The organism is Allomuricauda sp. TY007, assembly GCF_010468565.1.
In the GTDB taxonomy this organism is placed as follows: domain Bacteria; phylum Bacteroidota; class Bacteroidia; order Flavobacteriales; family Flavobacteriaceae; genus Flagellimonas.
This window is the reverse complement of sequence record NZ_WUEG01000001.1, coordinates 324,296-336,648: the sequence shown is the minus strand read 5'-3', so window position 1 is coordinate 336,648 and position 12,353 is coordinate 324,296. Positions and strand designations below refer to the sequence as shown.

Below are 12,353 nucleotides of genomic sequence, written 5' to 3'. Positions count from 1 at the left end.
TTTGATTGATTATTCCGTGCGTAAGCCTTTGGTAGGTTTTAACAAGGCTGCTCCAATAGATTGATAACTGATGGTAACTATCGCAATGCCGAGCGCTATGAGCCCTGCCGTCAAAAATATTTCCCACCCAATGTTGATGCGGTAAGCAAAGCCTTCCAACCACCTATTCATCAAATACCAACCTATGGGGATGGCAATACATATAGAAATGATGATCAATTTTAAAAAGTCGAGTGTGAGTAGTTTGTAAATGTTTTTGAAAGGAGCGCCCAGAACCCGCCTGATGCTTATTTCCTTTCTTCGTTGTTCCACCATAAAAGCTGATAGTGCAAAAAGACCCAAGCAGGCCACGAGAATGGCAAAAAGTGCAAAACTGTTGAATATTTTACCCATGCGTTGAACATCTTCGTGCATTTGGGCAAACTCCTGTTCCAGAAAAGAATAATTGAGTGCTTGATTCGGTACATTTCTGTTCCAAACTTGTTCAATGGAGGCCAATGCTTCCGTTGGGTCTCCCTTTTCCAGTTTTACCGAAACGGCACCGACATCCTCTCCTATGACCAACGAAAGTGAAGAGATATCCTCTTTCAGGGATTTGAAATGGAAATTCTCTATAACCCCGATGATTTCAAAAACTTGACCACTATTATCCAATTTTTTGCCAATCGGGTCCTGCAGGCCCAATTCCGAGGCCATTTTGGAGTTGATCACAATGGAGTTGATAGAGTCGTAGGCAAACTCTTTGGAGAAACCTCTTCCTTTTTCCAATCGAATACCCAAGGTTTCCATATAATCGTAATCCACCCTCCAAATTTGGGCGGGAATACCCCTTCCGCCATCATCTTGCCCATCTACATTAAAGGTGTTTCCGTTTCTGCTTCCACCATTTATGGGCAAATAATTGGTGGATGTAACACTCTTTACTTGTGATAATGACGCGAGCTGTTCTTTAAAAGATTCTATTTTGTTTCCCAGAATATTGGTTCCTTCAAGCACTACAACACGTTCTTTGTCATACCCCAATTCCTTGCTTACGATAAAATCCATCTGACGGTAAATGATCAAAGTCCCGATAATCAAAATCACCGAAGTTGTGAATTGAAAAACCACCAAGCCGCTCCTTAACCTTCCGCTTTTACTTCCTACACTCAACTTTCCTTTTAAGACATTCGCAGGTCTAAAAGCTGATAAATAGAACGCTGGATATAACCCTGCCAAAACTCCGACCAGTAAAGCTGACACCAACAACATAGGGGCAAACCACCATGCGGACCAGGGAAGCTCCATGTTTTTGGAAGCAATTTCATTAAAAGTAGGTAACAACACCCAAGCTAGTACAACTCCCAGAACAAAGGAGATAACGCTAAAAACCACTGATTCTGTTAGGAATTGGTTTACCAGATTGTTCCTAAATGCCCCAATGGTTTTTCTAAGCCCAACCTCTTTGGCCCTATTGGCCGATTTAGCCGTGGAAAGATTGATAAAATTGATAATGGCCAAGAGCAGTACAAAAATGGCAATGGCAGCAAAAAGCCAAACAAACTTAACATCGCCATGCTTGAGTCCATCCTGCATTTTTAGGTCCGATTTTAAATAGATGTCCGTTACGGGCTGCAATTTGTATTCCGCTGTTCGCAATACGTCTATAAAACTGGCCGATCGCCCCCGTTTTATTTGTGCCGGGATGATATATTTTTCAACGATCAAAGTCATTTTTTGCTCCAACTCTTGAATATTGGTATTGGGATTTACCAAGACGTAGGTAAAATAATTCTGATTGGTCCAGCTCTGGTTGGTATCTTCAATGGGAAGAAGGAAATCGAAATCAAGATGGGAGCTCTCGGGTACATCCTCCATTACCCCTGTTACGGTATACGGGGTTGAGGTGTCGTTGTCCAAAAATATGGTTTGCTCCAAAACATTGCCATTAGGAAAGTACTTTTCGGCCTTGGATTTGGAAATAACAATGCTTTTGGGTTCCGTTAAAGCTGTTGCAGGGTCGCCCTGCTCCAATTGTATTTCCAAAATATCGAATGCTTCTTGATCGGCAAGAATAAAGTTCTCCTCAAAGGTGTTCTCCTTTTTTCCTGTTAACCTAAACCCGCGTTTGCCGGCACCAAATATCTCTATGGTGTTTACTTTTCCCGCTTTGATTATTTCGGGAAAATCGGATTGAAGCGCATCGGCAAAAGGCAGCTGAAAATGCGTGCTTTTCATGACCTCCCCTTGGATCTCTCCCTGAAAAACTACTCTGTAAATTTGATTTTTCTTGGCATAGTGCTGGTCATAACTAACTTCGTTACGGATAAAAAGCGCAATTAAAAGGCAAGCGGCAATACCTACGGCAAAACCACCAATTTTGATAAACGTAAAGAGCTTATCCTTTTTGATGGTCCTCCAGGCAATATTTAAGTGATTTTTGAACATGTGATTGATTTGATTGTTTTTTGATTGACCCATTGCTTCGACTACGCTCAGCATAAACTCGCTCAGGGCAAGTGAACAAACTCCTATACCATGCTTTTCATGGGCTTGTTTTGGCTCTCGGTCACAATTTGACCATCGAATAGATTAATGACCCTGTGGGCATAGTGCGAATCACGATCGGAGTGCGTTACCATAACAATGGTGGTGCCCTCTTGGTTGAGTTCCGTCAACAGGTTCATGACCTCGATACCGTTTTTGGAATCCAGATTACCCGTTGGCTCATCCGCCAAGATCAATTTTGGATTGGTCACTACGGCCCGAGCAATGGCCACCCGCTGCTGCTGACCTCCCGATAGTTGCTGTGGAAAGTGCTTTTCCCGGTGCGCAATCTTCATGCGCTCCAACACTTTTAGCACTTTTTCTTTGCGCTCCGCCTTGTTCATTTTAAGGTAGATCAAGGGAAGTTCCACATTTTCAAACACTGTGAGTTCGTCGATCAGGTTGAAACTTTGGAATACAAAACCAAGGTTCCCTTTCCTTAGCTGGGTGCGTTGACTTTCCTTTAGTCCGCCCACTTCGTGTCCTGCAAAGTTGTAGCTGCCTTCGGTAGGGTTGTCCAACATCCCGATGATGTTCAGCAAAGTGGATTTTCCACATCCCGAGGGTCCCATAATGGCCACAAATTCGCCCTCTTCCACTTTTAGGTTTACCCCGTTCAAGGCCAAGGTTTCCACTTCCTCTGTTCGGAAGCTTTTTTTAAGGTCTGTTATCTTTATCATTTTTGATGGTTGTTTTTTGTTTTATTATAAAGACTGTTCGTTTTTGATGATTGTTACATTTCCACGGATTACTTTAACACAATCCGTTCCGCATCGCCAAAACTATCGTAGTTACTGGTAATGACCTGTTCTCCTGGTTGAAGCCCCTCGAGGACCTCATAGTATCTTGAGTTTTGTTTTCCCAATCGTACATTGCGTTTGATCGCTTCGTTGCCATCTGGGCCTACTACAAATACCCACTGACCGCCTGTACTCTGGAAAAACCCGCCTTTAGGAAGCAACAAGGCATCGTTGGATTCTCCCAATTGCAATCGTATGTTGTAACTCTGTCCCGCTCGGATGGTCTCGGGTTTTTCGTCCACAAAAACCAAATCAACCCTAAACCTACCGTTTCTTACTTCTGGATAAACCTTGCGCAAGCGTAGTTTGTACTCATTTCCATTTCGTTCCAAAGTGGCGGATAGATCTCTTTTTACTCTATCAATATAATGTTCATCGATATCGGCTTCTATCTTAAAATCGGTAAGCACGTTTATTTGCCCTATTCGTTGTCCTTTTTGGATATTCTGACCTATTTCTGCATCCAAAAACCCCAATTGGCCATCTGCGGGTGCCCTAACATTGAGGTGGTCCAAACGTTCGTAGACCATGGATAGCGTTTTTTGCATTCGTTCAAGGTCGGCGTCCAATCCTTTTAGGGATGTTTCGCGCAATTCGTCATCCTGTTCCGTTTGTAGTTTTACGATTTCGTATTGTTTTTGGGCCAATTCGAAATCTTCTTTGGACTTTAGGTAGGTTTCCTTGGAAATCAATTCCTCTTCGTACAATTCCGTATTCTGCTCATAGGCACGTTTCAAACGTTGCAGATCGTACTGTGCAGTTGCCAACGATTTTCTTCCTTCGACCTGTCTGGAATCGAAAGTGAGCTTGGTGGAACGCAAATCGTTCTGCTTAAGTGCCAAGTTGCTTTCACTGGCCAAGATCTGTTCGTAAAGGGCCATGTTTTCCAGTTTCAATATGATATCCCCTTTTTTGACCATGGAACCTTCCTCTATCAACTTTTCGGAAACTCGTCCGCCTTCGTAGGCATCCATATAAATAGTGGCTATTGGTGCCACATTCCCGTTGATGGTTATATAGTCATCAAACTTGCCGTCGGTCACGGCGGAGATAGACAATCGCTCTTTTTCCGTCCTAAAGGTGGACAGCGAACTGGAAAAAATCAATTTATAGCCAACGACCAAAAGCAGTATGCCCAATGCGATATATCCGTAATGCTTGGGTTTAAGTCCTCTCTTTTTTTCTAATTGTATATCCATGTTTCTTTTTAGTTGATATTAAAAATGGGCAGTCCGCTATAAAAATCAATAGTGCTCTGGTTGACTTTCAACCTAAGGCCCACTTGTAAGTTTTGATTTTGCGCGACTCCATACAGGTTCTTGGCCTGAAAGAGTTCCAGCGCATTGATCAGTCCTTTCTCGTAACGCTTTTGGGCAATCGTAAAAGCGAGCTGCTGCGATTCTACCTGTTTTGTACTCTGTTCGTATTCTGCTATGAGGGCCTGATTGTCCTGGACCAACTGTTGCAATAACTGAAACAATTCTTGCTCCTGGATCTCCAAGTTGTTCTTGGCCTGCAAATAGGCAATTTTTTGCTGCTTTACCTGAGAGTGGTTCGCCCATCCATTGCTAATGGGGATGTTCAATTGCGCCCCTACAAACTTGGATTGGTTATCATTGAACTGTGTCCTAAAGGGTATCACATTGCCGTTTTCATCCACATTGGTCTCAAAATAGCTTGTTCCGTAACCTGCAAATAGGGCCAACGATGGGAATAACCCTCCCCTTGTGGCTTGCAATTGTTTTTTTGCCGCGGTTACCCGATATTCTTGTGATTTGACCAAGGGTACAAACCCCCTTGCTTTTTGATACAAGGAATCCAAAGTAACGTCTTCATTTACGGAGGCTTCTTCCAAGGTTTCTTGAATATTAATGTCCGATGCTTCGGTCAAATTCATTTCTTGCAAAAGCACCAGCTTGGCATTGGCCAGTTGGTTACGGTTTTGGGTCAACAAGAATTTGTCGCCCAAAAGATTGGATTCAGCCTCGTACAGGTCCGCACCGGCCATTAACCCCAACTCCACTTGTTTTTCGACCAAATCATAGTTGGCTTGCGAAATTTCGAGCTGTTCCAAGGTATTGGCCACCAGTCCTTCGTAAAATTTAATGTCGTAAAAAGCGCTCATCACCCTAAAGGCCAACAAAAACTTTTCCTGTAAAATGTCTTCTTGGGTGGCCTTGTAGATGAATTTGGACGCCCTTATCGTATTCAGTTTTTGAAAACCCCGGAACAAATCCAAACTGGCGTTGAGCGAATAGTTGTTGCTAAAGAACTCTGTGTTCACATAATCGTTGGTCTGAGGGTCGGCGGACCTACCATATCTAATGGTATAATCGGTGGACCCGCTTACGGAGGGCAACAAATCTCTGATGGACTGTCTATAAGATTCTCGGCTGGATTCATTATTGTAGGACGTATTCTTTACCTGAAGATTATGTTCAATGGCATAATCCACACATTCTTCCAGCGTCCAAACTTCTTGGGAAATCCCGATGAAGCAACTCAATACCAATAAGGCTGTTATGTATATTTTTAGATTCATAGTTTTATCCTGTGCCAAATTACTGTCTATTCTTGTGCCAAAATAATTTTATGTTGATTATCAGATAGTTACAACGAGTAAATTACAATACCTGCTTGTTGTGTGTAAAAATTTTGTACAAAAAATGTCCAAATATTTTACAGTAAGATAGAACATATCGAAGCAATTGCTAGTTTTAGCGTACTATTTGAAACCTGAGCCTTATGGTTGATGCCAAAATTTTAGTGGTCGATGATAACAAGAGCGTACTGAGTGCCTTGGAAATTCTTTTGCAGTTTGAGTACAAAAGCGTCCAGACCATTTTTAATCCCAACCAGATTTCTTCTTTTCCGAATTTGGAGGATATCGACATTGTGCTCTTGGACATGAACTTTTCCGCTGGCGTGAACACGGGAAACGAGGGATTGTATTGGCTCAACGAAATCAAAAAAAGGTCGCCCAACACATCCGTTATTATGATGACGGCATATGGTGCAGTGGACTTGGCCGTTAGGGCACTCAAACAAGGTGCTTCCGATTTTGTGCTGAAGCCTTGGAACAATGAGCGTTTAATGACTACCGTAAAATCTGCCTACGAGCTGAGAAAGTCAAAGCAAGAAATTCACAATCTCCAGAAAAAGCAGAACAATTTAAAGCAATTGATCAATGAGGGGCGGAATTATATCATCGGCCAATCGAAAGCACTCACCGCTGTTTTGAACCTTGTGGCCAAAGTGGCCAAAACGGACGTTAATGTACTTATTACAGGGGAAAATGGGACGGGAAAAGAATTGATTGCGCGTGAACTACACAGACTATCGAACCGAAAAAATGAAGTTTTTATAGGTGTGGATATGGGTTCCATCGCCGAAAATTTGTTCGAAAGTGAACTTTTTGGCCACACCAAAGGCTCCTTTACCGATGCCAAAGACGATAGAGCAGGAAAATTTGAAGCCGCACACCAAGGAAGTCTGTTTTTGGACGAAATAGGGAACCTTTCACTGCAAATGCAGGCCAAGTTATTGTCTTCCATCCAAAATAAATCGGTGGTTCGAGTGGGTTCCAACAAACCCATTGATGTGGACATCCGATTGATCTGTGCCACCAATTGCAATCTGGAGCAAATGGTCGCCGATGGTTTGTTCCGTGAAGATTTACTGTACCGCATCAACACCATACATATTGAAGTGCCTCCGCTTCGGGAACGTGATGGTGATATTCTGGTGCTTGCGGATTTCTTCCTGAAAAAGTTCGCCCATAAATATGATAAAAGCGGGTTGCGCATCAATCAAATGGCCCAAGAAAAACTGATGGAATACCCTTGGCCCGGCAATATTCGTGAGTTGCAGCATACCATGGAACGAGCGGTAATCCTCTCCGATGGCAATGTATTGAAGCCCTCTGATTTTTTGTTGCATGCCAAACCCTTACAGTCCATGGACAGTGAGCCCATGACGCTCAACGAAATGGAACAGCAAATGATCTTTAGGGCCTTGGAACAAAATGAGGGCAACTACAGTGCCGCGGCCGAACAATTGGGCATTTCCCGACAAACGCTTTATAACAAGTTGAAGAAAAAGAACGACTGATGGCAAGCAGAAACTTTTATATTCAGCTTATTGTTCGGGTGGTTTTCCTCACCCTAACTGCCGTTACCTTGGCCTTTTCATTAGCCTATAAGTGGTATTTTACCTCGGGACTCTGTGCTGTTCTTTTAGTTGTCCAAGTATTTTCACTGATAAGTTTTATAAACAGTACCAACAGAAAAATCGCTTATTTTTTTGATGCCATCAAGAACGAGGATTTTACGCTCCGTTTTCCAGAGGGGGTCACTATTGATTCGTTCCAAGAACTCAACCGAAGCCTTAATCGAGTCAATGGGCTTATCCAAGAAGTCCACATGCAACTCCAGATACGGGAGCAGTACTACCAGGAAATTTTGAAACAGGCCAGCATCGGCATCATGACATATAATGAAAAAGGACATATCTTATTTGCTAATCCTACCCTGGAACGATTACTGGACTACACTCCTTTGAACCACATCAAACAATTAAAACAGGTTGATGAAAGCCTGTACCAAATCTTTAAAAATTTTAAGCCTTTTCAGCGTAAGCTGTTCCAATTATCCAATGAGCGCGAACAAACACAATTAGCAATTAAGTCCACTCCTTTGACATTGGATGGCCAGTCGTTACAACTGGTGGTGGTCCAAGATATCCATAAAGAACTGGACGAAAAAGAAACCGAGTCTTGGGTGCGCCTCATCCGTGTACTTACGCATGAAATTATGAATACCATTACCCCGATTGCCTCCATTTCCGATTCCATTATTAAATATTATCGCAAAGGGGACAAAATAACCCCCATGGAAGAGTTGGAGGAAAGCCAGATAAAAAATACATTGAAAGGATTGGAGGTCATCAAAGAACAAGGTGGCGACCTTATGGATTTTGTGCAATCTTACCGAAGCCTGTTGCACGTACCGGACCCTAACAAAACCCTTGTAAAAGGAAAGGACTTACTGGAAAAGATAGATGTGCTCATGTCTGCCCGGCTGATTGATGGGGAGAGCGAGTTCAATATACTTTGCCGTCCCGAGAATCTGGAGTTTTATATTGATGAAAAGCAAATTTCCCAAGTGTTGATCAATTTGGCCAAAAACGGGCTACAATCAGTTGAGTCCACCGAAAATGGAAAGGTGCTCATAATGGCCGGGGTCGATGACAATGGATCAAAGTACATTGAGGTTAGGGACAACGGCCCGGGTATTCCCCCCGAGGTAATGGACGAAATATTTGTTCCCTTTTTTACCACCAAAAGCGAAGGCACGGGTATTGGCCTAAGTCTTTCCAAAAGGGTGATGCAGCTTCACGGAGGAGGTATTCAAGTACGCTCCATTCCACATACGGAAACTGTTTTCCGACTTACCTTTGCTTAATCAAACTATGAAAAAAGCACTTTTAGACTTCTGCTGGAGCCATTTGGACGAGCGAACCGCCCGTCTAAAAAAACAGGGCGAAGAACTCCGGGAATCCTTGGGTTCCGAAACCAAAAGTTCGGCAGGAGACAAGCACGAAACAGGAAGGGCCATGGTGCAATTGGAACAGGAAAAACTGGGTCAACAATTGCTGGAACTCGATGCAACCCAAAGCATCTTGAATAAAATCAATATTGATACACCCTCAGCTAAAATATGTTTGGGTTCTCTGGTAAAAACGAGCGTGGCCGATTATTTCATAGCCATCTCCGCAGGTGCTTTTAAGCATAATGATGGTGTTGTTTACTGCATTTCGGCCAATGCTCCCATAGCCAGATTGTTGCTAGGAAAGGAAAAAGGTGAACGTTTTGTGTTCAATGGAAACGAACAATCCATATTAGATGTCGATTAATAAGGGAAATACTTAAGAATCTTCCTCCACCATTTTCATGCTAGGCCTTTCGCGATGGAATACAATAAGAAGAAAAAGTATTCCGATAATGACCAAGAACACTATCTCCAAACGTGATAATAGTTGGTTCATGCCAAGAGACCTTTGGGAACGTTGGGTCAATTGTCTTCCTTCTGAAAGTTGGACCTCGGAAAGTTCATCAAGGTCATTGTTTATTCTGGTGAGCTTTGATGAAATATCACGCTTCATTTCTGCGCTTCCGGATGCATTCTTGACCGATAGGTTTTTCTCCATCTCCTGAAGCTCGGAATAGCTGCTCCTCAAGTCCGATAAATACCTCGATTCCTTGACCGTTAATTCTGTTTTTGCGAAATCTGAAAGTATTTTTTCTATATTGGAAGATTCCGTAAGCATGTTTGTGCTTAACTCATTTTTGGCCAAGGCCAGTTCTTTCTTATGAAATAGGTTGTTGAGCCTATAAATGTATTCCTGGACCACCAAACGATCTTCAAAAACTGAGTTTACACTTTGCTCTACAGTAGAAAAATTACGTTGGTTCAATCGGTTGGAAGCAAGCACCAATAAAAATGCCGCAGCTAGTATGAAACCTGCATTTATTCGCTGTTTTATGGACATTTTTTTTGGCATTCTTTGTTTTTTTGTTTCTATCGAATCGAACTTGGATTTATTTTGAATAAATCCGCCCAGCCATTAGCTAACCATCTAATTGAGCAAACCTAAATGCTTTGGGCTGAGCGGAAATCATCAATCAACTACAGTGCACTTAATTCTCCCGACTCAAGTGCATTTTTCAAATCAGCCTTAACTACAGGATGGCTGTTAAAGAATCTTTTACCGTCTGTTTTTTTAATTTTAACCTCAACGGTACCGTCCTTTTTCTCCTTTATGGCGGTTACCACCACTTTGTTGCCCTCAACTCTTTTATAATTGGCAATGCCTCCTTTTTTAATAATGAAGTTGGCACGGGGAAAATCAATGTGCTTGTACTGGGGTGCATCGGGACGGCCAATCTCCAATATATCGCCAACTTTTACTTCTTGAGGGATTACATTTTGTGCGTTGATATTTGTGGTTGCTACCACGAACAGAATTGCTAAAACTATTATTCTCATAACTGTATATATTTAGGGTTTATAATTGTTTTCTTTTTCTAAAAATCAAAACTGGTTGATAATTGGGGGGACTGTTCCACACCGGTTATCTTAAAAGATTGAACATCCGATGGAAATCCGAGCTGGATGTGATCATCCACCGCAAGTCCTACCAAGCTCGCCCCAAGGGTACTGACCACAGAGACCATGTTCTTTTCAAGATCCCTACGAGTAGATGGAATCAATTGAAACGTTTCACGTGTTCCATTTACAAACTCGACCGTAACTTTTGAGTTTAACCGAACCACATCGTCAGGAATATCCAACTCATCCTCTACCAAAGCCTTGTCAATTCTGTCGCTCAACTGTTCCAAGGCATCCTTATGGGCATAATCCTCATAGTACCTATGAAAGTTCAGTATTCGTTTAAGCGTTACATAATCCTTTTTTTCCATAATCAGGCTTCCGTATTTCATTTCCAGTTCTTAACGGACGGGGCACTACAACAGTATCCCAGCATTTTGTGCATACAAAGGCAATCCTTGTGCCATTTACAGTAATACAGGTTTCTCAAAAATTATAAAAAACTGATTTTTAGACGTTTAACTTTGTTTTAGTTGCGTGAAAGAAAAACAAGGTCGGGTAATCTTTACCCAGTCGGGGCAAAATGCCCCAGTGGTCATTTCAGTTTTTCGCGAAGTGTTTTCCGGTTGATGCCTAAAATTTCAGCTGCTTTGGTTTTGTTTCCTTGGGTGGACAGGAGTACTTCTTGAATATACTCTTTTTCCTTTTCTTGAAGCGTTTTAAAGCCTTTTTTGGGGAAGTCAATTTTATACTTTAATTCATTGGGCAAGTGTTCCAAAGTAATTTTACCATCGCACATAATTACGGCGCGCTGCACCACGTTTTCCAGTTCTCGGATATTGCCAGGCCAAGAATAGCGTTCCAATACGTCAAGGGCATCATTAGCAATACGGACAAAGCGATCTTTGTACTCAATGCCATACTTCTGCATAAACTTGTCGACCAACAAAGGAATGTCGGAGGAACGTTCCCTCAGAGGTGGCACATCAATCGTAACCACGGAAAGGCGGTAATAAAGGTCTTCCCTGAATGTTTTTTTTTGAATAAGTTCTTCCAAATCACTATTGGTCGCCGCAATAACCCTTACGTCCAATTTTTCGGCCTTTTGCGAGCCTATTTTGGTCACTTCTTTCTCCTGAAGCACCCGCAGCAATCTATTTTGAACGGGCAGGGTGGCGTTTCCTATTTCATCCAAAAAAATAGTTCCCTTGTGCGCTGCCTGAAAAAAACCGTTACGATTTTCGTTGGCACCCGTAAACGCACCTTTGGTGTAACCGAAAAGTTCTGCTTCCAAAAGGTTTTCTGGAATGGCACCACAGTTTACCGCGATAAAGGGCGCCCTGTCAAACTTTCCAGAATAATGTATGGCCCGTGCCACCAGTTCCTTTCCCGTTCCACTTTCTCCACGAACCAAAACTGTGGCCCGGTTATCTTTTACCCTATCTATAATTTCCGTGACCTTTTGGAACGCTTCGGAGGTTCCTATCATGTCCGCATAGCCCTTGGCAATATTTTCTTTGGGTGGTGTTTTGGCCGTCTTCTTGGCATCTTTGCTGGCAAAGGCTTTTTTTACAGCGTCTTCCAGCTCAGCTTTGGTAAAAGGTTTGGTAAGGTAGTCCGTTACACCGTGCTGAATAACTTTTGATGCATCTTCGACCGATGGAAAGCCCGTTACCACCAATTTGGGCATATTGGGGTAATGTTCCGCTACATATTTTACTAGTTCCAACCCATCAATTTCCGGCATATTGATATCCGTTACCAATAAATCTATCTCGGTATCTTTTAAAATGTAAAGTGCCTCTTTTACAGAAACGGCTTTGTAGGTATGGTAGTCCATCGACTTTAAATGCCGTTGCAAAAGTTCAAGAATATCGATGTCGTCATCAACCAACAATATGTTTTCCTTTTTCAACAA

Annotated in this window: 11 protein-coding genes; 3 read left to right on the top strand and 8 right to left on the bottom strand. The window is 42.4% G+C overall.

Annotated features, from left to right (window positions below):
- Positions 1 to 9: 9 nt before the first annotated feature.
- The 4 genes from GO009_RS01520 to GO009_RS01505 form a co-directional block, all read right to left on the bottom strand.
- Positions 10 to 2,427, bottom strand: a complete 2,418-nt coding sequence (locus GO009_RS01520; protein ID WP_163624375.1) for an ABC transporter permease — start codon at positions 2,425 to 2,427, stop codon at positions 10 to 12.
- 83 nt (positions 2,428 to 2,510) lie between these two features.
- Complete coding sequence (locus GO009_RS01515; RefSeq protein WP_163624374.1) at positions 2,511 to 3,206, bottom strand: ABC transporter ATP-binding protein; 696 nt, start codon at positions 3,204 to 3,206, stop codon at positions 2,511 to 2,513.
- 68 nt (positions 3,207 to 3,274) lie between these two features.
- On the bottom strand, positions 3,275 to 4,525 hold the full coding sequence (locus tag GO009_RS01510; RefSeq protein WP_163624373.1) for an efflux RND transporter periplasmic adaptor subunit: 1,251 nt from the start codon (positions 4,523 to 4,525) through the stop codon (positions 3,275 to 3,277).
- 8 nt (positions 4,526 to 4,533) lie between these two features.
- The gene (locus GO009_RS01505) at positions 4,534 to 5,868 is read right to left on the bottom strand and encodes a TolC family protein (protein WP_163624372.1); all 1,335 of its coding nucleotides are present in this window, start codon (positions 5,866 to 5,868) and stop codon (positions 4,534 to 4,536) included.
- Between the two features lie 203 nt (positions 5,869 to 6,071).
- Here GO009_RS01505 and GO009_RS01500 point away from each other — a divergent pair, with 203 nt between their 5' ends.
- From GO009_RS01500 to GO009_RS01490, 3 genes are read left to right on the top strand one after another with little or no spacing between them, the layout of a single operon-like run.
- On the top strand, positions 6,072 to 7,436 hold the full coding sequence (locus GO009_RS01500; RefSeq protein WP_163624371.1) for a sigma-54 dependent transcriptional regulator: 1,365 nt from the start codon (positions 6,072 to 6,074) through the stop codon (positions 7,434 to 7,436).
- A complete protein-coding gene (locus GO009_RS01495; protein ID WP_163624370.1) occupies positions 7,436 to 8,788 on the top strand; it encodes a PAS domain-containing sensor histidine kinase in 1,353 nt (450 codons plus the stop codon). Before GO009_RS01500 ends, GO009_RS01495 begins: the two co-directional genes overlap by 1 nt.
- A gap of 7 nt (positions 8,789 to 8,795) precedes the next feature.
- Positions 8,796 to 9,239 carry a 3-oxoacyl-ACP synthase gene (locus GO009_RS01490; RefSeq protein ID WP_163624369.1) on the top strand — a complete coding sequence of 148 codons (444 nt, stop codon included), beginning with the start codon at positions 8,796 to 8,798 and terminating at the stop codon, positions 9,237 to 9,239.
- A gap of 12 nt (positions 9,240 to 9,251) precedes the next feature.
- Here GO009_RS01490 and GO009_RS01485 read toward each other — a convergent pair whose 3' ends face one another.
- From GO009_RS01485 to GO009_RS01470, 4 genes are all read right to left on the bottom strand, one after another.
- A complete protein-coding gene (locus GO009_RS01485) occupies positions 9,252 to 9,887 on the bottom strand; it encodes an MCP four helix bundle domain-containing protein (protein WP_163624368.1) in 636 nt (211 codons plus the stop codon).
- A 125-nt stretch (positions 9,888 to 10,012) separates the two neighbouring features.
- A complete protein-coding gene (locus tag GO009_RS01480) occupies positions 10,013 to 10,372 on the bottom strand; it encodes a hypothetical protein (RefSeq protein WP_163624367.1) in 360 nt (119 codons plus the stop codon).
- A 38-nt stretch (positions 10,373 to 10,410) separates the two neighbouring features.
- Complete coding sequence (locus GO009_RS01475) at positions 10,411 to 10,827, bottom strand: GreA/GreB family elongation factor (protein WP_163624366.1); 417 nt, start codon at positions 10,825 to 10,827, stop codon at positions 10,411 to 10,413.
- Between the two features lie 203 nt (positions 10,828 to 11,030).
- Positions 11,031 to 12,353, bottom strand: a complete 1,323-nt coding sequence (locus GO009_RS01470; protein ID WP_163624365.1) for a sigma-54 dependent transcriptional regulator — start codon at positions 12,351 to 12,353, stop codon at positions 11,031 to 11,033.